The sequence below is a fragment of the Kitasatospora sp. NPDC101155 genome (assembly GCF_044768305.1).
In the GTDB taxonomy this organism is placed as follows: Bacteria; Actinomycetota; Actinomycetes; order Streptomycetales; family Streptomycetaceae; genus Kitasatospora.
Genome location: NZ_JBIWPN010000007.1, coordinates 45029 through 67595, shown reverse-complemented (window position 1 = coordinate 67595; position 22567 = coordinate 45029). Strand labels below are relative to the sequence as shown.

General features: G+C 74.1%; 24 protein-coding genes and 1 pseudogene. 15 read left to right on the top strand and 10 right to left on the bottom strand.

From position 1 onward, the window contains the following. Positions 1–47: 47 nt before the first annotated feature. Positions 48–854: a hypothetical protein gene (locus tag ACIRYZ_RS12875; RefSeq protein ID WP_402942851.1), complete on the top strand. Its 807-nt coding sequence runs from the start codon at positions 48–50 to the stop codon at positions 852–854. A gap of 27 nt (positions 855–881) precedes the next feature. Here the strand turns inward: ACIRYZ_RS12875 and ACIRYZ_RS12870 are convergent, their stop codons facing one another. After that, positions 882–1373, bottom strand: coding sequence for a hypothetical protein (locus ACIRYZ_RS12870; RefSeq protein ID WP_402942849.1), 492 nt, complete (start codon positions 1371–1373; stop codon positions 882–884). Between the two features lie 219 nt (positions 1374–1592). On the opposite strand from ACIRYZ_RS12870, the gene ACIRYZ_RS12865 reads away from it, so the two are divergent. The 4 genes from ACIRYZ_RS12865 to ACIRYZ_RS12850 all read left to right on the top strand — a co-directional run bounded on the left by ACIRYZ_RS12865 (position 1593) and on the right by ACIRYZ_RS12850 (position 4429). Continuing rightward, positions 1593–2750: a hypothetical protein gene (locus tag ACIRYZ_RS12865; RefSeq protein ID WP_402942846.1), complete on the top strand. Its 1158-nt coding sequence runs from the start codon at positions 1593–1595 to the stop codon at positions 2748–2750. Positions 2751–2851: 101 nt separating this feature from the next. Next, positions 2852–3148, top strand: coding sequence for a DUF6296 family protein (locus tag ACIRYZ_RS12860; protein ID WP_402942843.1), 297 nt, complete (start codon positions 2852–2854; stop codon positions 3146–3148). Positions 3149–3304: 156 nt separating this feature from the next. Then, a complete protein-coding gene (locus tag ACIRYZ_RS12855) occupies positions 3305–3463 on the top strand; it encodes a hypothetical protein (protein ID WP_402942840.1) in 159 nt (52 codons plus the stop codon). 639 nt (positions 3464–4102) lie between these two features. Next, complete coding sequence (locus ACIRYZ_RS12850; RefSeq protein ID WP_402942838.1) at positions 4103–4429, top strand: hypothetical protein; 327 nt, start codon at positions 4103–4105, stop codon at positions 4427–4429. A gap of 52 nt (positions 4430–4481) precedes the next feature. On the opposite strand, the gene ACIRYZ_RS12845 is transcribed toward ACIRYZ_RS12850, so the two are convergent. After that, positions 4482–5324, bottom strand: a complete 843-nt coding sequence (locus tag ACIRYZ_RS12845; RefSeq protein ID WP_402942835.1) for a hypothetical protein — start codon at positions 5322–5324, stop codon at positions 4482–4484. A 215-nt stretch (positions 5325–5539) separates the two neighbouring features. Next, the gene (locus ACIRYZ_RS12840) at positions 5540–5872 is read right to left on the bottom strand and encodes an SDR family oxidoreductase (RefSeq protein ID WP_402942832.1); all 333 of its coding nucleotides are present in this window, start codon (positions 5870–5872) and stop codon (positions 5540–5542) included. Between ACIRYZ_RS12840 and ACIRYZ_RS12835 the strand changes: the two genes are divergently transcribed. The 3 genes from ACIRYZ_RS12835 (at position 5819) to ACIRYZ_RS12825 (ending at position 7739) form a co-directional block, all read left to right on the top strand. After that, the gene (locus ACIRYZ_RS12835) at positions 5819–6052 is read left to right on the top strand and encodes a hypothetical protein (RefSeq protein WP_402942829.1); all 234 of its coding nucleotides are present in this window, start codon (positions 5819–5821) and stop codon (positions 6050–6052) included. The genes ACIRYZ_RS12840 and ACIRYZ_RS12835 overlap by 54 nt on opposite strands. Next, positions 5941–6693, top strand: coding sequence for an FAD-dependent monooxygenase (locus ACIRYZ_RS12830; protein ID WP_402942826.1), 753 nt, complete (start codon positions 5941–5943; stop codon positions 6691–6693). Before ACIRYZ_RS12835 ends, ACIRYZ_RS12830 begins: the two co-directional genes overlap by 112 nt. A gap of 125 nt (positions 6694–6818) precedes the next feature. Beyond that, the gene (locus ACIRYZ_RS12825; RefSeq protein ID WP_402942823.1) at positions 6819–7739 is read left to right on the top strand and encodes a DUF4232 domain-containing protein; all 921 of its coding nucleotides are present in this window, start codon (positions 6819–6821) and stop codon (positions 7737–7739) included. Positions 7740–8300: 561 nt separating this feature from the next. Here the strand turns inward: ACIRYZ_RS12825 and ACIRYZ_RS12820 are convergent. The 3 genes from ACIRYZ_RS12820 to ACIRYZ_RS12810 form a co-directional block, all read right to left on the bottom strand. Continuing rightward, entirely contained in the window at positions 8301–8999 is a 699-nt protein-coding gene (locus ACIRYZ_RS12820; protein ID WP_402942821.1) for a phosphatase PAP2 family protein, read from the bottom strand. Between the two features lie 213 nt (positions 9000–9212). Continuing rightward, a complete protein-coding gene (locus ACIRYZ_RS12815; protein ID WP_402943411.1) occupies positions 9213–10004 on the bottom strand; it encodes a hypothetical protein in 792 nt (263 codons plus the stop codon). A gap of 83 nt (positions 10005–10087) precedes the next feature. Next, positions 10088–10657, bottom strand: a complete 570-nt coding sequence (locus tag ACIRYZ_RS12810) for a hypothetical protein (protein WP_402942818.1) — start codon at positions 10655–10657, stop codon at positions 10088–10090. 139 nt (positions 10658–10796) lie between these two features. Here ACIRYZ_RS12810 and ACIRYZ_RS12805 point away from each other — a divergent pair, with 139 nt between their 5' ends. From ACIRYZ_RS12805 to ACIRYZ_RS12795, 3 genes are all read left to right on the top strand, one after another. Further along, entirely contained in the window at positions 10797–11474 is a 678-nt protein-coding gene (locus ACIRYZ_RS12805; protein ID WP_402942816.1) for a response regulator transcription factor, read from the top strand. Continuing rightward, a complete protein-coding gene (locus ACIRYZ_RS12800) occupies positions 11467–12906 on the top strand; it encodes an ATP-binding protein (protein ID WP_402942813.1) in 1440 nt (479 codons plus the stop codon). Before ACIRYZ_RS12805 ends, ACIRYZ_RS12800 begins: the two co-directional genes overlap by 8 nt. A 143-nt stretch (positions 12907–13049) precedes the next feature. Continuing rightward, a complete protein-coding gene (locus ACIRYZ_RS12795) occupies positions 13050–14186 on the top strand; it encodes a hypothetical protein (RefSeq protein WP_402942810.1) in 1137 nt (378 codons plus the stop codon). A gap of 177 nt (positions 14187–14363) precedes the next feature. Here the strand turns inward: ACIRYZ_RS12795 and ACIRYZ_RS12790 are convergent. Together ACIRYZ_RS12790 and ACIRYZ_RS12785 are read right to left on the bottom strand one after the other, a co-directional pair. After that, positions 14364–15014 (bottom strand): annotated as a pseudogene (locus ACIRYZ_RS12790) (SDR family NAD(P)-dependent oxidoreductase); the annotation flags it as partial. Positions 15015–15048: 34 nt separating this feature from the next. Next, entirely contained in the window at positions 15049–15708 is a 660-nt protein-coding gene (locus tag ACIRYZ_RS12785; RefSeq protein WP_402942808.1) for an HAD family hydrolase, read from the bottom strand. Positions 15709–15993: 285 nt separating this feature from the next. Here ACIRYZ_RS12785 and ACIRYZ_RS12780 point away from each other — a divergent pair, with 285 nt between their 5' ends. Further along, positions 15994–17790, top strand: a complete 1797-nt coding sequence (locus ACIRYZ_RS12780; RefSeq protein WP_402942805.1) for an acyl-CoA dehydrogenase — start codon at positions 15994–15996, stop codon at positions 17788–17790. A 289-nt stretch (positions 17791–18079) separates the two neighbouring features. Further along, positions 18080–18451, top strand: coding sequence for a fic family toxin-antitoxin system, toxin component (locus ACIRYZ_RS12775; RefSeq protein ID WP_402942803.1), 372 nt, complete (start codon positions 18080–18082; stop codon positions 18449–18451). 99 nt (positions 18452–18550) lie between these two features. Here the strand turns inward: ACIRYZ_RS12775 and ACIRYZ_RS12770 are convergent, their stop codons facing one another. Continuing rightward, positions 18551–19717 (bottom strand): alanine--tRNA ligase-related protein, encoded by a 1167-nt coding sequence (locus ACIRYZ_RS12770; RefSeq protein WP_402942801.1) that lies wholly within the window; start codon positions 19715–19717, stop codon positions 18551–18553. A gap of 395 nt (positions 19718–20112) precedes the next feature. Beyond that, complete coding sequence (locus ACIRYZ_RS12765) at positions 20113–20565, bottom strand: hypothetical protein (RefSeq protein WP_402942798.1); 453 nt, start codon at positions 20563–20565, stop codon at positions 20113–20115. 472 nt (positions 20566–21037) lie between these two features. Here ACIRYZ_RS12765 and ACIRYZ_RS12760 point away from each other — a divergent pair, with 472 nt between their 5' ends. Together ACIRYZ_RS12760 and infA are read left to right on the top strand one after the other, a co-directional pair. After that, positions 21038–21835 carry a GNAT family N-acetyltransferase gene (locus ACIRYZ_RS12760; protein ID WP_402942796.1) on the top strand — a complete coding sequence of 266 codons (798 nt, stop codon included), beginning with the start codon at positions 21038–21040 and terminating at the stop codon, positions 21833–21835. Between the two features lie 97 nt (positions 21836–21932). Next, the gene (gene infA, locus ACIRYZ_RS12755) at positions 21933–22157 is read left to right on the top strand and encodes a translation initiation factor IF-1 (RefSeq protein ID WP_402942793.1); all 225 of its coding nucleotides are present in this window, start codon (positions 21933–21935) and stop codon (positions 22155–22157) included. Positions 22158–22567 lie beyond the last annotated feature (410 nt).

Below are 22567 nucleotides of genomic sequence, written 5' to 3'. Positions count from 1 at the left end.
CGGGGCCCGCCCGAGTCCTGTGACGGCACAGACCTGGGACAGAACAGATGGGAGAGGGCAACCGCATGGCCCGCAAGACGAGGACCGCCGCCCGTCCGCCCCGCCGGAGGGCCCGCTGGCTGGGGGCACTGATCGCGATCGCGGTCTGCGGCGCCGTGGCGGGCGGTGTCGTCGCCTACGAGACAGTCTCCGACGAGGCCGCGGAGCGGCCGGTCACCACGGACGAGGCGTCCCGGCTGGCGCTGTCGCGGCTGAACCTCTACCAGGCCAGCCCGGTGGGGGTGGTGCTCACCGTGTCCGAGGGCGGGGGAGTGCAGGTCCGGGTCGAGGGGGTGGTCGACTACCGCACCCACCGGGGTGCCGGGCGCTACCGGACCACCGGCGCGAGCGGGCCGCTCGACCACGGCCTGGTCGTCTGGGACACCGGCGGCCTCGGCCTGGCCCCCGAGCCGGAGGGCGACCCGGCCCCGCCCTGGCAGCAGGCCGAACGCATCCCCCGGGCCGGCTGGTCCCCGCGCTCGTACACCGCGGACCCGTTGGACGCCGGCCTCCAACTGCTCATCCAGGTCGGCGCCGACCGGCCGGACAATCCCCTGCTGCTCGCCCAGTCCGGCGCCCGCTGGCTGGGCCGCGACCGGATCGGCGACCGCGGCTTCGACCGCTTCGCGGGTCCCCGCGCCCAGGGCTCCGCCCCGGACGGCGCGCGCTCGCCGCTGACGTACTGGGTGGACGGCGACGGCACGCTGGGCCGGGTGACCATGCAGATCGCGGGCCTGGGCACCCCGACCACCGTGGACTTCGCCGGGCGCAACGCCGACGCCAAGCTCCCCGAGGCGCCCTGGCTCGCCGGCTGAGGTCAACCGCCGAGTGCCGTCGTGGGGCTACGGTCGGCTCCGGTCCACCGGGGTCACGTCCGAGGTGAGCGGGTGGCCGTCGGCCGGCGGGCAGTCGGTGAGGAAGCAGTCGTCGTCGGTGGCCAGCGCGGCCTGGGCGGCGGAGTGGTAGCCGTTGCCGAACACCACGGCCAGGTGGCCGCCGGGTTCGAGGCCTGCCGGGACGCCGACCTCGGCGACGCCGTCGCCGCCGGTGACGGTGGAGCCCAGGAAGCGGCCCGCCGCCGAATAGAACCTGACGGTCATCCCGGCCAGCGGCTCGCCGGTCCGGGCATGGACGGCGACCGCGCTCAGACTCGTGGGCCGCGACCGGCTGACGCCCAGGGCGACGGGCACCACATCGGGCCGGTCCACCCGCTCGGGCACCGGCGGCGCCGCGACGGCGGACGCCACCGCGCGGGCCCCGGCCGCCAGGCCCAGCGCGGCGAGGACGACGGCGACGGCGACGGCGGTGCGGGTGCGGCGTCGGGACAACCTCATGGCGGAACGGCCGGGAAGCCCCATCTGCCCTCCAGCGAATCGAAGCGGTGCACGGTCGGGCACCATACGTACCAGAATGCACACACACCGTAGCCGGATCGCCTCGGGCCGGGCGCGCCGCAGCCCCCGTACGGATGACGGAGCCGCTTCACCCGGCCGGGTGTCCACCGGCCGCAGCCGGGTAGGCGTCCAGTAGCCCACCGATTTCGGGAGGCCGCCATGGACCTCGCGTTCCTCACCCCGCTGCTCGACCGGCCCGGGCCCTGGGCCTCCGTCTACCTCGACACCTCCCGTGCCACCGAGGATGCCGCCCAGCGCCGGGCGCTTCTCGACCGTGCGGCCGTCCACCGGCTGGCCGGGCAGGGCGCCGACGAGCGCACCTGCGCCGCCGTCCGGGAGTGGCTGGCCGCCGAGCCGGCCGAAGGCTCCCCGCCCGGGCGGGCGCTGTTCGCCGCCGACGGCGCGGTCGCGGTCGACGCCCCGCTCGCCGACTCGCCGCCCGACGTCGCCACCGACTGGGCGCCGCTGCCGCACACCGCCCCGCTGCTCGATCTGCTGGACGACGCCGTCCCACGCTGCCTGGTGGTGGCCGTCGACCGCACCGGCGCCGAACTGGAGCGCCGTGAGCTCGGCGGCGCCGCGCGGCTGGGCACCGTCGAGGGGCAGCAGTGGCAGGACCGCGGCCACCGCGCCCCGCCCGCCGACCGGTACGAATGGCGCTACCGGCACCGGGTCGAGGACGCCTGGGACCGCACCGCCGGGATCATCGCCGACCACCTGGCCCGGATCTGGCCGGGCAGCGGCGCCGACCTGCTCGTCCTCACCGGCGACGTGCGCGAGCGCCGGGCCGTCCGCGAGCTGCTGCCCCGGCAGCTGCGGCCGGACACCGTCGAGGTGGACGGCGGCGGCCGGGCCGACGGCACCGCCCGGGAGGCCTTCGACCAGCGGATCACGGTCGCCTGGAACGGCCATCGGACCCGCCACCTGGACACCGTGCTGGACGCCTTCCGCACCGGCATCGGCCGCCCGGGCGAGCACGGCACCGACGCCGCCGGCACCGAGACCGCACCCGGCGCCGCCGCCCAGGGCGTGCCCGCCGTGGTGACCGCCGCCCGGCAGCACCAGCTCGCCGCGCTGCTGTTCCAGCCGGGCGGCCACGACCCGGAGCGCCCGGTGTGGACCGGCCCGCAGCCCGAGCACATCGGCGTCCAGCGGGCCGACCTGCGGGCCATGGGCGTCACCGAGCCGCAGCAGGCCCCGGCCGCCGACGCGCTGTTGCGCTGTGCGACGGCCGTCGGGGCCGAGGCGCTGCTGGTGCCGGAGGCCGTCCCGGGCCCGCCCGGCGGCCTCGGCGCCGTCCTGCGCTGGTCCGCCTGAGCCCGGGCACGACGCCGGGACGGTCACGGTTCGTGTACAACGGCCCCGGCGTGGAGGAGAATCGACTACGCGAGCGGGGGAGCCACTGGAGGAGGCCGACGATGAAACGCCTCGAGCGCCGCTATGCGGTGACCCTGCCCGGACCGATCGGCGGGCACGCCCCACCGGCCGTCGTGGTGGTGCATGCCACCGAGGCCGTGGGCCCCGGCGGATCCCTGGTCTGGGAGAGCGCGGACGGCGACCTCCGGGTGGAGATCACCGGCGAGGTGGCCACCGTCCTGGCCGCCCCCGCCGGGACGCAGTGGCACCCCTGCCTGCACGCCGTGTCACTGCCGCCGCGCGCCCCGGACGTCCGGCGCGCCCCGGCCGACCGGCCCGTGGCGCACTCCGGCGGCTGACCGTCCGGACGGATCAGCCCTCGCCCGGCCCCGCCCCCGTCGCCGTCCACCGGGGCGGAGCCGTCCAGCAGGGCGGACTGAAGGAACACCCGGTAGCCGCGGTTCGGGTCGTACCCGTGGATCTCCTTGGTGTCCAGGGTGTCCATGAAGTCCAGGATGTCCTTGCTGAACTCCTGCCCCGGCACCAGGATCGGGAAGCCGGGCGGGTACGGGGTGACGAAGATCGCCGACACCACCGGCCGGCCCGCGTTGTCCCGCCGCCTCGCCTCCTTGGGCCCTACAAACTCGCACAGCTCCTCCCGGTACGCCATGTAGTACGCCTCGCGCATATTCCCGTCGGCCACCGCACCGGCAGGATCGGCGCGGAAGGTGGCATGGAACCGGGAGAAGTCCGGCAGCGGCGGGTGGTCGTGGGCGAGGGAGTCGACCTTGAGGTCGAAGGCGCGCCGCTGCTCGGGCGTCAGCTGCCCGAGCCCGGCCTCCAACTCCTCGGCGATCCCGATCAGCACCCGCAGCAGGTGGGCGAGGGCGCTGCGGGTCCTCCCGATCTCCCCTGCCCGGTGGCTTCGGTGGGCGCCGTAGGCGGTTCCATGAGCATCGATCTCCTGAGCGCGTGGAGGCGTTTCACGGGGGTTCGGGGCATCTACGGCGATGCCTATGGCCGGGCCGAGGGCGTCGAATCCGCTTGTCGACCGGGTGCGGCAGGGGCCCCTGGCCCCTCCGTGACTCCCGGCGGGCGGCTACCGGGTCGAGCGCTGCCCCGGCCGTGGGCCGGTCACGGTGTTCGGGCGCCCGTCGTCGGTGGGCGCCGGCCGGTCACGTGGTTGGCGATGACCTCCGGGCCGCCGCGGTCGTCGATCGGCAGGGCCTGTCGGAACCGGGTCGGCCCCGCGCGCGTCCAACCCCGGAAACCCTGAAGCCCCCCGGGCACCACGAGACCGGAGAAGCCCGCCCGTGAAGAGACGCCTCGCCGTTCCGGCGGCCACCCTGCTCCTGATCCTGACCGCGGGTGCCTGCTCCTCCGGCGGCGGCTCCGCGCCGACCCCCACCACCGCACCGGGCGCGCCGACGACCGGCGGGGGAGCGGCCACCCCGTCGGCCTCCGCCGGCCACACCGCCGCCCCGAGCGGTGCGCCGTCCAAGGGGCCCGCGGCCACGCCGAGCAGGCCGCCCGCGACCACGGCGCCGAGCCCCGCCGCCACCGTGCCCCCGGGCGACGGGGACAACCCGATCGACCTCCAGCACCGGCCCGGCGCCTCGCCGTCCCGCCCGGCGGGCTGACCCGACGGGCCATCGGAGGGCCGGTTCGTCCCCGCTCAGCGTCTCAACGGCCTCAGTCGGTCGAGTCCTTGTCGAGGGACAGCGCCGGAGTCGGGGCGGGCGCCTCCGCCGGGTCCGGGTCGCTCCGCTCGATCCGGGCCAGCAGCCGGGCGACGGAGTCGGTGCGTTCGCGCAGCACCGCGACGTGGGCCGCCCGGTCGGGACGGACGGCCTGCTCGGCGGGCAGGACCGGGATGCCACGCTGCCGGGCGGTGGCGATCAGGCTCTCGCCGACCCGGCCGACCACGACGAGGGTGGCGGCGGCGAAGGAGCCCGCGTCCACGGTGCGCTCGCGGCCGAGCAGGCCGCGGTACACGATCCGGGTCGGGACGGTCAGCTCGTCCAGCCGCTGGTCGACCGAGCCGCGTTCGAGCGCCGCGAGGACGACGGTGGCCAGTGCCTCGCCGGCCTTGGTGACGGCCCACTTGCGGCCGGGCACGGGCGGCAGGAACTCGCGGATCCGGTCCACGTCCTGCTCCAGCGCGGTGGTGGTCAGCACCTCGAAGGCGTTGCGGGTGCGGATCTCGACGACCTTGTCCCACTCGACCTCCTCACCGTCGAAGCCGACCTTCGTCGACCCCAGGTGCACGGCTCCGAAGCCGTCGAGGAGCCCGAGCAGCTTGTGCGCCACGGCGGGGGTCCGGGGGTGACAGCCGATCAGGGTGCCCACCGACAGCTTCCACGGCTCGGTGGCGGGAACCGGCGGCGGAGCGACCGAGCCGAGGGCCGTCAGCGCCCACCGCCCGCCCGCCGCCGACCGGCCGCCCCGCAGCACCGCCTGCCGCCCGGCCTCGCCCAACTCGGCCGCCGCCCCGATCAGGCGCCCCAGACCGCCCGCCCGCTCGCCCGTACCCAATTGCCCGCCCCTCTCCTGAACCGCATCCGAACCTCGTCGGAACGTCGTCGCCGACGCGCAGACGCGCCATCGTACGGCCGGCGCACGCGCGCCGGCGCAGGTGGAGGCCGCCCGGCGGGGCCGGGGCCGGGGCCAGGGACGGGGTCAGGGGCGGGGAACGGCATCGTCAACTCGCGTGTGGGGACGAGTGCTCGGTGCGCCTCACCCGGGCGTCCTCAGTGGGCCGAGCGGCCCGCGCCGCCGGCCACCGTGACCTCGGCGCCGCTGATGTAGGAGGCCAGTGGGGAGGCGAGGAGGGCGATCACGGGGGCGACCTCCTCGGGGCGGCCCATCCGGCCGAGCGGGACGCCTCGGCGGCGCACCCACTCGGTGGCCCACTGATCGTAGGGCTGGCCGGTGTCGCTGTCGGCGTGCACGGCCCTCTGCCGCGCGGTGTCGATGATCCCGAGGCTGCGTCCGTGCTCATCGTCGGCGGCGGCCCGGTCGGCCTGACGATGTCCCTCCTGCTGTCCGGGTGCGGCGTGCGGCACCTGCTCGTCGAGGCCCACCCTGGCACCTCGACCCACCCCAAGGCCCGCGGTGTGTCGGCGCGTTCGAGGAGGTCTTCCGGCGCCGGATGGTCCGGGATGCCGCCGGCCTGCCGGAGCTCGCGGTCACCGTGCGCGACACCACTACCTGGCGGATGGACGCCCAACTCGCCGACACCTACCGCCGGTCACGGGTGCTGATCGCGGGCGACGCCGCCCATGTGACGCCCCCGACCGGCGGTCACGGCATGAACACCGGCATCGGCGACGCGGACAACCTGGCCTGGAAGCTCGCGGCCGTCACCGCCGGGACGGCCGGCGAGGCGCTGCTGGACACCTACGAGGCCGAACGCCGCCCGGTGGCCCGGCAGGTCATCGACGTATCGCTGGCCAACTCCCGGGCCCGGGGCGGCTACCGGATCGACGACGAGCTGCTGCTCAGCGCTGCCTACGCCTCGACCGCCGTCGTCCCCGGCCCCGACGCCCCGGCGCGGCCCGCACTCGACCCCGGGCTCGAACACCCTGAGGGCGCGCCCGGCACCCGCCTCCCGCACCTGCGGCTCGCCGACTCCTCCTCCAGCCTGGACCTGGTCGGCCCCGGCTTCACCCTGCTCACCCACCCCGACGGCGCCGCCTGGCGGCGCCAGGCGGACACCGCCACCGCCGCCGGAGTGCCCGTCACCCTGCACGAGCTGACGGAGAGCGAGGCGAAGGCGCTCGAACTCCCCGCGGACGGTGCCCTCCTGGTCCGCCCCGACGGCCACCTCGCCTGGCGGGCCCCGCACCCGACGGCCGACGGCGCCGGACTGCGCGAGGTCCTGCGCCGGATCCTCTCCGTCTGAGTCGCGGCCCGGCCGGGCCGGAGAGCGTTGCAGGGCTGTTGCAGTGGAAGTGGCGCCGCTCACAGCCGTCCGGGTTTGGTTCGTGATCGCATCGTCCGATGTACCGGTTCGAGAAGTTAACCCTGTTGACGGGCCGTCGATCGGCCGCGGCGGTCGCGGTCGCGGTCGCCGGCGCCGCCCTGCTCGTCGGTTGCGACTCCCAACACGGCGGGGCCCCGGCGGCGTCCGGTGCCGGCGGGCCGTGCGGGGCGCCGTTGGCCTCGGCGGCCGGCAGCGCGCCGGAGACGAGCGGGCTCGCCCAGGGCGGGGTGCGGATCACCGCCGTCGGCTCGACGTGCGCGGAGTACGAGGTGACCAACCCGGGCGGCGAACCGTCCGACGTCACCGTGGAGTTCAGTCGACTCTCGGCGACCGGGGCCGCGCTGGACAGCATGACCGACACCGTCGCCGGGCTCGCCCCGGGCGCCACCGCGAAGAAGCGGATCGACCTGCGGGGGCGCGGCCCGGAACGGCCGGGCGCCGGACCGCGGGTGAAGATCGTCAAGGTCCGCAGCGTGCCCAGCGCCGAGGCCCCGCAGCCCGGCGGCCCCTGCCCGGCGTCGGGGCTGCGACTGTACGCCGACCAGGGCGACGCCGCGATGGGCCTGCGGGTGGTCGGCCTGCTGCTGCGCAACTGCGGCACGTCCACGGTGACGGTCAACGGCTACCCGCAGCTGCAGCTGCTCGACCTGGCGCACCGGCCGGTCGACGGGGTGCGCATCCTGCCCGGCGCCGCCGGGATCGCCACCGGTACCGGTGCGGACACCCCGCCGCGGGAGATCGCGCTGCGCCCGGGGGAGGGCGCCCACGCCACCCTGGTGTGGCGCAACACCACCGAGGCCGGCGAGCCGGTGAACGTCCCCTACGTCCGGGTCCGCGCCACCCCGGACGGGGCCCCCGTGATGGTCACCCCGGAGCTCGACCTCGGCACCACCGGGCGCCTCGGCGTCGGCGCCTGGTCCCGGGACGACGACACGGAGCCGGCGACCAGGCCGCCGGCGGGGTGACCGGGCGTCAAGGATGAGCCGATCCCGTTCCGCACCCTCAACGGGGGCGACTACGACCGCTCGATGCGACTTCTGCCGGGCATCGAACCCGAGGGGACGGCGGGCCTGGACATCCGCCTGCGGTCCCGCTGAGCCCGGCTGTACGGCCCCCGGCCCGCGTGCCTGGTGAGCTGAGCGCCGGAAGGCGGACCGGACCGCGTCGACGAAGGCCCGGACCCTGGCGGTCTCCGCGGCCCGGGGCCAGACGAGCCCCCATTCCAGCGTCGGCGCGTCGGACACCGGGACATAGCTGAGGTCGGGGCGCGGTACGGCGCGGGCCACGTGCTCGGCCACCAGGACGAGTCCCTGCCCGACCGACGCGAAGGCGAGCGCCTCCATCAGCGTCTCCGCCGAGGGGCCGTCGGGGATCGGCCGGCCGTCGGACGTGAGCTCCGGTGAGACGGCCGAGGTCCAGTAGTGCGGTGCCGCACGGCCCGCGACGCGGACGACGGCGTCGCGGGTCAGGTCCGAGAGCTCCACCGACGCGCGGCCGCTGCCGTTGCGTCCGTCCCGAGGAGCGTCCTAAACCTCGGACGACCCGCCCGGTTCCCCGTCGCCCGGCGGCAGTGCGGCGCGGCGCACCGGGGGCAGTACCGCCGTGGCCACCGCGAGCCAGGCGCAGCCGAGCAGCCAGCCGCCGAGGACGTCCAGCGGCCAGTGCACCCCGAGATAGATCCGGCTGAGGCCGACCAGGGCCGCGAACACGGCGGCGCCCGCGACGGCCGGCCGGGCCGCCGCCGGGTGGGCCCGGACGACGGCCATGGCCAGCAGTCCGGCGCAGACCGCCGAGGTGAAGGAGTGCCCGGAGGGGAAGGAGTAGCCGGAGGCGTCGCAGGCCCAGTTCACCCGTGGCGGGCGGGGGCGTTCGAAGGCGTACATCAGGCCCAGCCGGACGAGCTGGCCCGCGACCAGCCAGAGAAGCGGGGCTAGGAAAGCGGGGACGGCCCGGCGCGGGGATAGGGGTACGGGCATGGCCCGGACGGTGACGGCCCCGGCGGCCAGGGCGAGCAGGTACGGAACCACGCCGGAGCCCAGGTCGGTGATCACGACGGCCACCGCCCGGGCGGCGCCGGGGCGGTGGGCCGCGCTCCAGTCGTTGGCGCTGCGCTCGAAGCCGAACGGCGCCCAGTCCTGGCCGGCCAGCAGTGCCGCCAGTGCCGCGAACAGCAGCACTGCGGCGCCGGCGGCCACCGGCCACCGGCGCCGGGCGGCGCGGGTCACACCATGGTCCGCCGGCGCCACGGGACGCAGCGGGCCTGGCCCGTCGGCCGTCATCGCGTATCCACCGGGGTCGGCTCCGGCACGACCGTGCTCGTCCGGGGGAGTGGTCCGGTATCCGGCCGGTCGACGGCCGGAAGGCCCGACGGGAGGTTCATCGCGTGCTGCGCCTTTCCTCGGAGCCGGGCCCGGGCAGGCCCGACGGCTGATCGGAGGTCAGGCCAATGCTCGGTCCTCGCGGCGTCCGGTCACACTCAGCCACGCCACGGCCGCCACGATGATCACCGCGAGGACGAGGCTGACCGGCCCGGTGCCCAGGTCCAGGCCGCCGCGCTCGTGGCTGACGCCGGCCCAGTCGGCGAAGCAGGCGCCGAGCGGCCGGGTGAGGACGTAGGCCCACCAGAAGGTCAGGACGGGGGAGAGGCCGGAGAGCCGGTGGGCGAGCGCCGGCACCGCGATCAGGGCGGCGAACAGCAGCCCGGAGGGCAGGTAGCCCCAGCCCAGGGTGGCCGCGGTCAGGTCGCCGACGGCCGTGCCGAGCGCGAAGGTGGCCATCACCGCGCACCAGTAGAAGACCTCGCGGCGGCCGCCCGCGACCGTCTCCACCGCGAGCGTCCCCTCGGTGCGCCGCCACAGCGCGAACACCAGGGCGAGGACCACAGCGAAGGCGAGCGCCGAGGCGACGTACGGCACCCCGAGGGCGACGTGCGCGACGTCGGCCGCCATGGTGCCGAACACGCTCACCATGATCACCGCCGCCCAGTACACCGCCGGGACGTAGCGGCGGGCCCGTGCCTGGGCGAACAGGGCGACGGCCAGCAGCAGCCCGGCCGAACCGACCGCCGGGATCGGCCCGAGGACCTTGGCGAGGTAGTCGGAGGTGGTCTCGCCCATGCCGGTGGTGAGGATCTTGACGACCCAGAACACCGCCGTCACCTGCGGGACCTTGCTCAGGACCCGCCCCGTGGGCACGGTCCGGCGGCGCTGGGCCGCCCGGGGGGTTGTCACGGCGCCCAAGACGACGGCGCTCCCTTCTGTACGGCGCGGCCGGGGCGCGCCCGGGGCGCGCCCAACCGATGGTCGGGGGACGGTCAGTTGCCGAGGACGGTGTTGCCGGTGACCGTGCCGTTGGCGCCGTCCACGGTCACCGCGTGCCGCACACCGTCCGGGCCGAGGACCACGGCCTGCCACGCGCGGCCACCGCCCTGCTCGCCGACCGGGGCCAGCGACTCGACCTTGCCGCCGGAGACCGCGGCCGAGGCCTTGGCCACGGCGTCGGCCGCGTCGGTGGCGGGCAGCGGCGCCGGTGCGACCGCTCCGGCCCGGCCGTCGGCCGCGTCACCGCTCCGGCCCTGGTTGCCCTGGTTGCCCTGGTGGCCCTGGTGGCCGTGCCGGTCGCCGTGCCGTTCCTGGTCCTCGTGCCGTCCCTGGCCCTCGCTCTGCTCCTGGTCGCCCGCCGCCCACCGGCGGCCGTCGCCATGGCCCTCGTGCCCGTGGTGGACCGCCACCGCGGCCGCCGCGCCGCCCAGCACGACCGCCGCCGCGCCGACCACGACCCAGCGCTTCGACCGGCCGCGCACCCAGCGGCCGGCCCGGCCCAGACCCGTACGCGTCCTGCCCGCGCTCTTCTGCGGCTCCGCGCCTTCCATGGGCTCGCTCACAGCACCCACCCCGCTCCTCGACCAGGCCCGGGCCGTCCCCGGGCGAGACGCACAGGATGTCCGGGCGTTGCTGAAGATCAGCTGAAGACCTGAAGGCCCCTTCAGCCTGCCGCCGGGACGACCTGCGACCCTGGTGGGCATGCGCGTACTGGTGGTGGAGGACGAACGTCGGCTGGCCCTGGCCCTGCAGCACGGCCTGGCCGCCGAGGGGTTCACTGTCGACGTCGCCCACGACGGCCTGTCCGGGCTGGCCCAGGCCATGGAGCACGCCTACGACGTGGTCGTGCTCGACATCATGCTGCCCGGCCTCAACGGCTACCGGGTGTGCTCGCGGCTGCGGGCCTCCGGCAGCGACGTCGGCATCCTGATGCTCACCGCGAAGGACGGCGAGTGGGACGAGGCCGAGGCGCTGGACACCGGCGCCGACGACTACCTGTCCAAGCCGTTCTCCTTCGTCGTGCTCGTCGCCCGGCTGAGGGCGCTCGCCCGCCGGATCGGCAGCCGGGCGCCCCGGCGCACCGTGCTGGGCGACCTCGTGGTGGACTCCGCCGCCCGCACCTGCACCCGGGGCGGCGTGGCCGTGGCCCTCACCCCGCGCGAGTTCGCCATCCTCGACCACCTCGCCCGCCGGGCCGGTGAGGCCGTCTCCAAGCGGGAGATCCTCGAAGCGGTCTGGGACAGCGGCCCGGACAGCGACCCCAACACCGTCGAGGTCCACGTCAGCGCCCTGCGGCGCAAGATCGACACCCCGTACGGTCGGGCCGCGGTGCAGACCGTGCGCGGCGCCGGCTACCGACTGGCGGCCGACGGTGGCTGACCGCACCCTGGCCCGCATCGGCTCGGCCGCACGCCGCCGCCTGGCCCGTCACCCGCGTCTCGTAGCCCTGGTCGACCGGCTGACGCCGCGCTCCGTCCGCGCCCGCACCACCCTCGCCGCCTGCCTCAGCGTCGCCGTCGTCCTCGCCGTCGCCTCGGGAGCCGTCGTCCTGCTGCTGGGCGCCAACCTGGCCCGCACCGTGGAGGACGGCGCCCGTGAGCAGGCCCAGGCCGTCGCCGGGCAGGCCGAGGACGGACGACTGGGCAGCCAGCTCCCGCTCGACCACGGCACCGACTTCATCCAGGTGGTCGACGCGAGCGGCCGGGTGGTCGCCGCCAGCCAGAACCTCACCGGCCACCCCGCGGTCGCCCCCAGCGGCCACCCGGACGGCCGCAGCACCTTCAACCTGCGCGCCCTGGGTGACGAACACCACCAGCGCGTCACCACGATCACCGCCACCACCCCCACCGGCCCGGTCACCATCCACGTCGGGGCCTCGCTGCGCACCGTCGACGCCGCCGAGGACCTCACCACCGCCGCCCTCGCCGGCCTGAGCACCGTCCTGCTGCTCACCGTCGGCGCCCTCACCTGGCGGGCCACCGGCCGCGCCCTGCGGCCGGTGGAGGCCATCCGCGCCGAGGTCGCCGCGATCGGCGACCGCGACCTGGACCGCCGGGTGCCCGAACCGCGCAGCGACGACGAGATCGCCCGGCTGGCGGGCACCATGAACGCGATGCTCGGCCGCCTGGAGGCCGCCGGGCACCGACAGCGCCGCTTCATCGCCGACGCCTCCCACGAACTGCGCAGTCCCCTCACCGTGCTGCGCACCCAGCTCGAAGTCGCCATTGCCCACCCCGACCCCGAGGTCCGCGCCGACCTGGTGTCCGGCGCCCTGGAGGACACCGGGCGCCTCCAGGCCCTCGCGACCGACCTCCTGCTGCTCGCCCGGTTGGACGCGACCGGCCACGACTGGCCGGGTGAACCCGTCGACCTGGTGGAGCTGGTGGGGACGACGCTCGCGGCCCGCGGCACCGAGCCCCACCCCGTCACCGTCCACCTGCCCGCCGCCGTCACCGTGCCCGGCAACCCGCTGTGGCTCGGACGGCTGCTCACCAACCTGCTCGACAACGCCCAGCGGCACGCCCGACACCGCGTCACCGTGCGCCTCGCCGCCGACCCCGCCTCGGGCCAGGCCGTGCTGGACGTGGCCAACGACGGGCCGGCGATCGACGCCGCCGACCGGGAGAAGATCTTCGAGCGCTTCGCCCGCCTGGACGACGCCCGCAGCCGGGACGACGGCGGCACCGGCCTCGGCCTCCCGATCGCCCGCGACATCGCCGCCATCCACGGGGGGACGCTCGCCGTCCTGGACACCCCCGGGGCGACCACCTTCCGGACTCGCCTGCCCGGCGTAGTGCGTCACGCAGGGTGACTGGCAGTTTGGCGGACGTCGGCGGGCGGTCCGTGCCGGCCCGTGCCTAACGTGGCGTCCTGGGGGCCATGTTGAGCAATTCCGCGGGCCGGGAACGCCGGGAGGTCCCGGTGGGCCGGTCCGCCCTCCAGAAGGCAGTACACATGAAGCTTCGGGCATGTTCGAGCGCGCTGGTGACCGCCGCGCTGTCCCTCGCTCTGACCGGCGTCGCGTCCCCGGCCGGGGCAGCGGACCCGCCGCCGTTCCTGGACCGGCTGCACACCGTGTCCTTCGTCGCGTCCACCATCCCCGAGAACCACGACGTGAACCCGTACGGCACGTTCACCATCCGGGAGAGCATCGGTGACCTGCACTGGGGCAACGTCCTGGTCAGCAACTTCAACAACTCGGCCGGCCTGCAGGGCCTCGGCACCACGCTGGTGCAGATCACCCCGGACGGCACCAGGACCACCTTCGCCACGATCGACCCGACCAACCTGCCCGGCAAGTGCCCCGGCGGGGTCGGCCTCACCACGGCGCTGACCGTGCTGCCCGGCGGCTGGGTGGTGGTCGGCAGCCTGCCCACCACGGACGGCTCGCCCGCCACCACGGACGCCGGCTGCCTGCTGGTGCTCGACAAGCACGGCACGGTGCGCGAGACGATCGCGAGCAAGGAAATCAACGGGCCGTGGGACATGACCGCCGTCAGCACCGAAAAGAGGGGCGGGGAGAGCGGGCGGACCGAGCTGTTCGTCACCAACGTGCTCAACGGGACAGTGGCGGGCGGCGGCGCCGAGGTCGACGGGGGCACCGTCCTGCGGATCACCCTGTGCACCGAAGGCGACCAGCCGCCGCAGGTGGTGGCCACCAAGGTGATCGGCTCCGGCTTCCCCGAGCGGACCGACCCGACGGCGCTGGTGGTCGGCCCGACCGGCGTCGGCCTCGGCCACGACGGCACCCTCTTCGTCGCCGACACGGTGCTGAGCCGGATCACCGCGATCCCGGACGCGCTGACCCGGAACGACGACGCCGGCATCGGGCGGGTCATCACCTCGGGCGGCAGCCTCAACGGCCCGCTGGGGATGGCGATCACGCCCAAGGGCGACATCCTCACCGTCAACGGCAACGACGGCAACATCGTCGAGACCACCGAGCGCGGCCGGCAGGTGGCGACCAAGCAGATCAACAACGAGGGCAACCCGGCCGGAGCCGGCAACCTGTTCGGCCTCGCCCTGGACCTGGACCACGACGCGGTCTACTTCGTCAACAACTTCGAGAACTCCCTCGACGTCCTGCACTGAGCGTGCCCGGAGCGCGGCGCCCCGGTGCCAACGGGCGCCGCGGGCAGGCCGGTCGCACCAATAGGGGCGGACCTCGACCGTGACGGCGGTCGAGGGCCGCCCCTGCCGGTGGGGCGGTGCCGGTCGGGCCCGCGATCGGCTCGCGTCCGTCAGGGCACCAGGACGGTGAGGGTCTCCACGACGCAGACCGGCTTGTGGCCGCCCTCGCGCTCGATGGTCACCGAAGCCGATGCCGATCCGGCGGGCGGTCTCGGCGGTCATCTCGGTCTCGATGAAGCCCGGGGCGATGGCGTTCGCCGTGACGCCGAACTTGCCGAGCTCGATGGCGAGGGTCTTGGTGAAGCCCTGGATCCCGGCCTTCGCCGCCGCGTAGTTGGCCTGGCCTCGGTTGCCGAGCGCCGAGGTGCTGGAGAGGTTGACGATCCGCCCCCAACCCGCCTTGGTCATGTAGCCCTGGACGGCCCGGGTCATCAGGAACGAGCCGCGCAGGTGGACGTTCATGACCGCGTCCCACTCGCCGGGGGTCATCTTGAACAGCAGGTTGTCGCGGATGATGCCGGCGTTGTTCACCAGCACGGTGGGCTCGCCCAGTTCGGCGGCGATCCGCTCCACGGCGGCCTGCACGCTCTGCTCGTCGCTCACGTCGGCGCCGACGGCGAGCGCCCGGCCCCCGGCGGCCTCGATCTCCTGGACGACCGGCTTGCAGGCCGTCTCGTCCCGGTCGATGACGGCGACGGCGAAGCCGTCCGCGGCCAGCCGCTTGGCGACGCCGGCTCCGATGCCGCGGGCCGCACCCGTGACGACGGCGGTGCGGGTGGTGGTGCTCATGGCCAACTCCTCGGTGGTGGCGGTGGATTGTGGTTCAGGGTCGGGGGCGCAGGCCGGGAACCAGCGCGGCCAGCGCGGCCCGGGTGGTGGCGGCGTCGGTGTGCAGCAGGCCACGCATGCCGACCGCGCGGGCGCCCAGCACGTTCGGTTCGGCGTCGTCCACGAACAGGACCCGCCCGGCGGGGAGGCCGAGCAGGTCCAGGGTGAGCCGGTAGATCGGCGCCAGCGGCTTGCGCAGGCCGACCTCGCCGGAGATCACGACGGGCTCCAGGAGCCCGTCGATCAGCGCGCGCGGGTAGGTGTTGCCCCAGCTGTTGGACAGCAGGGCCACCCGGATCCCGAGCCCGCGCAGTTCGCCGGCCAGCTCGAACATCGCGGGGTCGGGCCGCATCCCGGCGAACAGCCGGTCCAGCACGCCGACCGGGTCGACGGGTCGGCCGTCGACCGTGGTCAGCTCGGCGGCGAGCAGGGTGTCGAACTGCTCGACCGTCAACTCGCCGGTCTCCAGCCGGTGGACGGGCGTGCCCTGCTCGGCGTCACGGGACAGCCAGGCCTTGAGCGTGCGGGAGAAGGAGGCCGGCTCGATGCCGTCGGCCTTGAGCCAGGCCGCGATCGACTCGCGGACCGGCCCGGTGAGGACGCCGCCGTAGTCGAAGACCACGGCGTCCACGGCGGCGGTGGCGGCTCCGGGCATGAGCTCCCCTTTGAAGTGACTAAGCGCTTGCTTAGATCCAAAGGCTGGAGCAGGATGGCCCGGACGTCAACCGGTTCGGGCCTGCGGGTCGGTGTGGACCGGATCACACTTTCGCGCGCCCGAGCGGATCACCCCTCTCGACAGCGACCGGGGTGTGGTGGTGGCATGACGGGCGGCGGGGGAACGCCTCCGCGGCCCGGCCCTGCTCCTGCCGACCGTCCCGCACCGCCCTGCCCGTTCCTGCTGACCCCGTTCCCGCCAGCCTCCCCGATCGGATGCCTCACCTTGGACTCCCTGCTGCTCTCCCGCCGCGACCTCGAATTCCTGCTGCACGACTGGCTGAACGTCACGGCGCTGACCCGCCGCCCCCGTTACGCCGATCACGACCGGGACACCTTCGACGCCGTGCTGGAGCTCAGCGAGGCCATCGCGACCCGGCACTTCGCCACCCACAACAAGAAGAACGACGCCGAGGAGCCCCGCTTCGACGGCGAGCGGGTGCACGTCATCCCGGAGGTCAAGGAGGCCCTGAAGGTGTTCGCCGAGGCCGGACTGGTCGGCGCCACCATGGACTACGACATCGGGGGCCAGCAGCTGCCGGTCGTGGTCGCCAACGCCTGCCGGGCCTGGTTCCAGGCCGCCAACATCGCCACCGCCTCATACCCGCTGCTCACCGTCGGCAACGCCAACCTGCTGCTGGCGCACGGCAGTCCGGAGCAGGTCGACACCTATGTGCGCCCGATGGTCGAGGGCCGCTTCTTCGGCACCATGTGCCTGTCCGAGCCCCAGGCCGGTTCCTCGCTCGCCGACATCACGACCAAGGCGGTGCCGCAGGACGACGGCACCTATCGGATCAGCGGCACCAAGATGTGGATCTCCGGCGGCGACCACGAGCTGAGCGAGAACATCGTCCACCTGGTGCTGGCGAAGATCCCCGGCGGTCCGGCGGGCGTGAAGGGCATCTCGCTGTTCATCGTGCCCAAGTTCCTGGTCCGGCCGGACGGCACGCTGGGCGAGCGCAACGACGTGGTGCTGGCCGGCCTCAACCACAAGATGGGCTACCGCGGCACCACCAACACGATGCTCAACTTCGGCGAGGGCAAGCACACCCCGGGCGGCGCCCCGGGCGCGGTGGGCTACCTGGTCGGCGAGGCCCACCGCGGCCTCGCCTACATGTTCCACATGATGAACGAGGCCCGGATCGGCGTCGGCCAGGGCGCCACCGCACTCGGCTACACCGGCTACCTGCACGCCCTCGACTACGCCCGCACCCGCCCCCAGGGCCGTCCGCTCGCGGCCAAGGACCCGAACGCCCCGCAGGTGCCGATCATCGAGCACGCCGACGTGCGCCGGATGCTGCTGGCGCAGAAGAGCTACGTGGAGGGCGCCCTCGCGCTCGGCCTGTACTGCAGCCACCTGCTGGACGAGGAGGCCACAGCCGAGCAGGAGCCCGACCGGGCCCGGGCGAAGTTGCTGCTGGACGTCCTGACCCCGATCGCCAAGAGCTGGCCCTCGCAGTGGTGCCTGGCCGCCAACGACCTCGCCATCCAGGTGCACGGCGGCTACGGCTACACCCGCGAGTACAACGTCGAGCAGTTCTACCGGGACAACCGGCTCAACCCCATCCACGAAGGCACCCACGGCATCCACGGCCTGGACCTGCTCGGCCGCAAGGTCGTGATGGACGGCGGCGCGGGGCTGAAGCTGCTCCTGGACACCCTCGCGGCGACCGCCGTGCGGGCCGCGCAGTTCGGCGGCGAGGCCGCCGAACTGGCCGCCGCGTTGCAGCGGGCTGCCGATCGGATCGGGCGGACCACCGCCGTGCTCTGGTCGACCGGGGACCCGGCGACCGCGCTGGCCAATGCCTCCACCTACCTGGAGGCGGTCGGCCACGTGGTGCTGGCCTGGATCTGGCTGGAGCAGTACCTCGCCCTGGGCGACGGCACGGACGCCTTCCACGAGGGCAAGCGGCAGGCCGCCCGGCACTTCTTCCGGGTCGAACTGCCCCGCACCGGGCCGCAGTTCGACCTGCTCGACAGTCTGGACCGGACGGCGGGGGACTGTCGGCCCGAGTGGTTCTGATTCGGTCGGTCAGCTGAACTCGGTGGAGTCCAGTCGGGTTCAGCCGAGTTCAGTGGGTTCGGCCCGCCCGGTCCGTCCGGGCGGGCCCGGCTGTGCCGGATGGCACCGTCGCGGATTCTGACACAGTCCGGGCACCGGTCGGGTGCGGATCCACCGAGCTTTGCTAGCGCCTGCTACACCTCGCTACGCTCGCGACCGTGAAGCAGCTGACCGTGCGACCGGACGACGCCGTGCACCGCGCCCTCGACGAACGCGCGCGGTGCGTCCCCAGGACCGGGGCGGGCGCCGCGTGATCCTGCGGATCGACCGGGCCTGGCTGCTCGACATCGCCCACGAGTGCCTGCCGGGCGACCCGGACATCACCGACTACGGATCCCTGGCCGCGGCCGTCGCCCGACACGCCGACGCCGTCATGGACGTCCCCGTGTACGAGGCCGTCCACCAGCGCGCCGCCGCGCTGATGCACCAGCTGATCCGCGTCCCGGCGCTGGAGTCCGGCAACGAGCACTTCGCCGCCGTGGTCGCCGCCTCCTACCTCAGCTCCTCCGGCGTCATCGTCACCGCCGGACCCGAACAGGCCGTCGCCCTCGCCACCCGCATCCGCGCCGGCAACGCCGACGTCCGCGAGACCGCGTCGGCGATCCGCAGCTGGTACCGCTGAGCCGTCCGGCCCGTCAGCGGCAGGTCGTCGAGCGTGCTTCATGACCGTTCACGGCCTCGCGGCCCAGCTGTTCCCTCAGCTTCGGTTACGGCTTCGCCCTCACTGCGAGCGCAGGTTCAGGACGAGGTCGCGCGGCAGGCCGTGGGTGTCGTGGAGGTAGTGGAGATCGTCCTCACTGAGCGGGCCGCGGAACCGGGGCCGGGACAGCACCTGCCGGCCGCGTTCCAGGAGGCGGCCGAACCGGCGCTCCTCGTCGAGCAGCACCTGGCGGACCACGTCCGAGCCCACGTCCTGGCGGAAGCGGTCCAGGGTGTGCCGCACCAGCTCGTCCGGCAGGTCCCCGAGTCCGCGCCGCGGGTCGTCCCGACGGAGCACGGTGAGCACCCGGCGCACCAGGCGGCGCAGCACGTAGCCGCGGCCGGTGTTGGACGGGCGCACGCCGTCGCCGATGACGACGACGGCCGAGCGCAGATGGTCGCAGACCAGACGCAGTGACGGCTCGTCCAGCTGCCACAGGGTCGGTACGAGGCGGCGCCAGGGGTCGAAGACGTCGCACTCGAAGACCGACGACCGGCCCTGCAACAGCGAGGAGAGCCGTTCCAGGCCGAGGCCGGTGTCGATGTTGCGCTGGGGGAGCGGGACGAGGGAACCGTCGTCGAGCCGCCGGTGGCGCATCATCACGTGGTTCCACACCTCGACCCAGCGGTCGTCCCGGGTGGGCGTCGACTCCGGCGGGGTGTCGCCGGTCCACAGGAAGATCTCCGAATCGGGGCCGCACGGGCCGGTCGGTCCGTTGGACCACCAGTTGTCCTCGGTGGTGAGCTCGACCGGGACCCCGCGGTCCTGCCACAGCTCCAGGGAGGCGGTGTCCGGGCCGACCCGGTCGTCTCCGCCGAAGACGGTGACGTGGAGCCGGCCGGGATCGACACCGAACCCGTCGGTGAGCAGTCCGTAGCCCCAGTCGAGGCTCTGCGGTCCCTCGTAGTCGCCGAGCGACCAGGTGCCGAGCATCTCGAAGACGGTGAGGTGGGTGCGGTCGCCGACCTCGTCGAGGTCGGTGGTGCGCAGGCAACGCTGCACGTTGACCAGCCGCCTGCCGAGCGGGTGCGGGCGCCCCTCCAGATAAGGCGTGAGGGGGTGCATGCCCGAGGTGGTGAACAGCACCGGGTCGCCGGGCGGGGGCAGCAGGGTCGAGCCGGTGATCCGGCGGTGGCCGCGCTCCTTGAAGTACTCGATGAAGGTGCGGACGAGCTGGTCGGTGTTCACGGGGGTGGCTCCTTCGCGGGTGTGCCAGGGGAGGAGGCACCGGACAACGAGCCACGCGATCAACGGAACCGAGGAGGGAATCACCTCGAAGCCACCACCGGCGGACCGTTTCCGGTCGCCGAGGGGAGGAGGATGTACGTCAGGCGGCGGCAACCGGCGAGCTGGTCGCTCGCGCGGCTGCGGTGATGCTTCGGTCCATGACGTCCATGTCTCCGAGGCTAACGCCACGGGCGCACCCTGCGCCACTCAATTGATGAACAGTTGGACCGGCGGCAAGAGGTGTTCGGTCGTCGGACGCCGGGATCCCGGGGACCTCGCGGCGGACGTGCCGGCGACCACGCGGAGGGTCCGTGGCCCCGATCGGGTGAGCGGTGTGCCGCCGTTCCCGATTGACCTCACCACCGCCCCAGCATCGGTGCGCGGAGGGCCTGCTGCCGGTGCCATGCCCCCGGTGCCGAAGCGGGCACCCAGCCGTGCACGTGCCCGGGCTCGACGTACAGCACGTTCCGGATCCGGTTGCGCGCTCCCCGGCCCACGTTGCCCGTCACCAGCACGAAGGCACCCGGGGGCACGTGCCAGCCGTCGAACCACGCGTCCTGCACGGCCCCGCCCGCGTACCACCGGATGCTGGCCTTCGACCCCCGCCGCACCCGCTGATGGACACTCAGCACCTGGAGCAACCGGGCTCCGGTCGACCGGCGGGCCTCCTGTTCACGCAGCAGCCAGACCCACTTCGCGGCCAGCGCCTCGCGCTCGCGCCGGCGCCGTCGGCGCGCTGCCAGGACCACGAAGAGCGCCAGAGCGGTGGTCAGGACTAACGCCGGGAGGTGCGAGAGAAGGTCGTTCATGGTGCCATCACCTTGTTCTCTCAGGACGGCCCTGGCTTCCGTCAGGGGAGATGGGGATCCTTGGACCGGAGCCGCGAAGCGGCGGAGCGGTCTTCGGAGGTTTGGACGGGGGCGTTGTCAGTGCCCTTCGGTAGGTTGATCTCGTGCATCTTCTGGCGGTGTGGATTCGCTGATCCAGTGTCTTCGGGACCTGGACACCGCGTACCGGAACTTCTCCGATTCGGTGTCGGGTAAGCGCGCGGGGCGTCCGGTCGGGCTGCCCCGCTTCAACTCCAAGAGGGACAACCGGATAAATGGGTTGGGCGGGCGTGCCGGTGGCTGTTACTGTCTGCGCAGCCGTGAGACAACGCGAGGAGGTGAGACCCATGAAGGCTGTATCCGTGTGGGTGCTCCCCCTTTCCGTCACGGCGGGCGATTGACCTCAGGTGTCGCCCGGGAGCGCCTCGAACAGGCACTCTCGAAAGGCAACGCCATGAACGTTTCTGATTCCATCCCGGGCACCGGCAACCGCGAGATCGCGGTCGTGCGGGTGTCGGACACGGAGTGGCACGCCGTGGAAGGCGACCAGGTGGTCGGCCGCGGTGATGCTTCCCTCCGGCCCGACGGCCGACTCTTCGTCAGCAACGACGCGTGGCACGGCACCGTGTTCGACCGCATCGCCGAGGCGCTGTCGGCGGACCTGCCGGCGCCGCTGCACGCCGTGGCGGACGAGGCCGATCACGACTCGGTGTCCGCTTGGCAGCGGGCCGGCTTCACGACCGTGCGTCGCGAGTGGGGCTATGTCGTACCCACCGATCCGCAGGTCACCGGGCTCGGTGCGGTGCGGCCTCCGGCGGGTGTGGTGATCGTGCCCGTCGGGCAGGCGGAGGAGGCGCCGCTGCGCGCCCTGGACCAGGTCCTGCACGCCGAGATCGAGGCCGGCGTCGGCTGGGCGGCGGTGCCGGCCCAGGTGCTGCCGCGCCCGGCGGGGATTACCGTGGTCGACCTGTCGAAGTACGCGGTGGCCCGGCAGGCCGGCCGGTACGTCGGGCTGCTCCGGGTGGCGCCGCTGACCCGGCAGCCGCGAATCGGGCTGATCGCCGTCCGGGCCGCCGTGCAGCGACACGGCGTCGCGCGGGCGCTGCTGGCCGACACGCTGGACGCGCTGCACCGCTCCGGCACGACCTCGGTCTGGGCCGAGGTCGCGGAGTCCAACGCGGCCGCCACCGCCCTCTTCGAGGGCATCGGCGCCCGGCGCGTGAACAGCGCCCTGGAGCTCGTGCGTCGTTGACGTCCCACGACGTCCTGCGGCGTCCCGTCACGCCCGCCACGCTTTTCCGAACCGACCACAGTGTCACACGAACTAAGAGAACGAAGAGGTGAGAGCCATGACCAAGACAGCCAACGGCATAGAGGTTGAGGGCATCGTCGTCGAGTGCCTGCGCAACGCCAACTTCAAGGTGGAACTCCCGAACGGGCACATCGTGCTCGCCCACATCAGTGGGAAGGTCCGGAAGAACCACATCAAGATCCTCCCGCATGACCGGGTGCTCGTGGAGCTCAGCCCCTACGACCTCACCCGCGGCCGGATCCGCTTCCGCTACCGGTCCTAGTGGATGCGCCGCCGGGCGGGGGGGGGGGGCCCCCCCCCCGGGGGGGGGGCCCCCCCCCCCCGCCCGGCTCGTGCTCAGTAGGTCAAACCGTGCTGCTCGGCGGCGAGTTCGGCGCGGACGAGTTCCGGCGCGGACCGTCTCCCGGTGCCGCTCGTCGGTGGTCGACAGGGCCCAGTAGGCGTGGCTGACGGTCGGGTAGACCACGCCGTCGAGCTCGATCGGCGCCGGGTATTCGTTGCGCAGGACCAGGAGGCCGGAATCGGCCGGCCAGCCCTTGGGGTAGACGACAGACGTGCCGCCACGTGCCGTGGATGCGTTCGCCGTCCGCGTGCCTGAAAGGCTGCCGGGAGCCTGACATGCCCGCCAGCGTAGAGGCCGCAGGTGCGCGGCCCTCCGGCGGGCCGACCTGG

Excerpts from the sequence above, each read along its gene's own strand:
- ACIRYZ_RS12875 (WP_402942851.1), top strand. The coding sequence starts at position 48 with ATGGGAGAGGGCAACCGCATGGCCCGCAAGACGAGGACCGCCGCCCGT.
- ACIRYZ_RS12870 (WP_402942849.1), bottom strand. The coding sequence starts at position 1,373 with ATGAGGTTGTCCCGACGCCGCACCCGCACCGCCGTCGCCGTCGCCGTC.
- ACIRYZ_RS12865 (WP_402942846.1), top strand. The coding sequence starts at position 1,593 with ATGGACCTCGCGTTCCTCACCCCGCTGCTCGACCGGCCCGGGCCCTGG.
- ACIRYZ_RS12860 (WP_402942843.1), top strand. The coding sequence starts at position 2,852 with ATGAAACGCCTCGAGCGCCGCTATGCGGTGACCCTGCCCGGACCGATC.
- ACIRYZ_RS12855 (WP_402942840.1), top strand. The coding sequence starts at position 3,305 with ATGTCCTTGCTGAACTCCTGCCCCGGCACCAGGATCGGGAAGCCGGGC.
- ACIRYZ_RS12835 (WP_402942829.1), top strand. The coding sequence starts at position 5,819 with ATGTCCCTCCTGCTGTCCGGGTGCGGCGTGCGGCACCTGCTCGTCGAG.
- ACIRYZ_RS12830 (WP_402942826.1), top strand. The coding sequence starts at position 5,941 with ATGGTCCGGGATGCCGCCGGCCTGCCGGAGCTCGCGGTCACCGTGCGC.
- ACIRYZ_RS12805 (WP_402942816.1), top strand. The coding sequence starts at position 10,797 with ATGCGCGTACTGGTGGTGGAGGACGAACGTCGGCTGGCCCTGGCCCTG.
- ACIRYZ_RS12795 (WP_402942810.1), top strand. The coding sequence starts at position 13,050 with ATGAAGCTTCGGGCATGTTCGAGCGCGCTGGTGACCGCCGCGCTGTCC.
- ACIRYZ_RS12785 (WP_402942808.1), bottom strand. The coding sequence starts at position 15,708 with ATGCCCGGAGCCGCCACCGCCGCCGTGGACGCCGTGGTCTTCGACTAC.
- ACIRYZ_RS12765 (WP_402942798.1), bottom strand. The coding sequence starts at position 20,565 with ATGAACGACCTTCTCTCGCACCTCCCGGCGTTAGTCCTGACCACCGCT.
- ACIRYZ_RS12760 (WP_402942796.1), top strand. The coding sequence starts at position 21,038 with ATGAACGTTTCTGATTCCATCCCGGGCACCGGCAACCGCGAGATCGCG.
- infA (WP_402942793.1), top strand. The coding sequence starts at position 21,933 with ATGACCAAGACAGCCAACGGCATAGAGGTTGAGGGCATCGTCGTCGAG.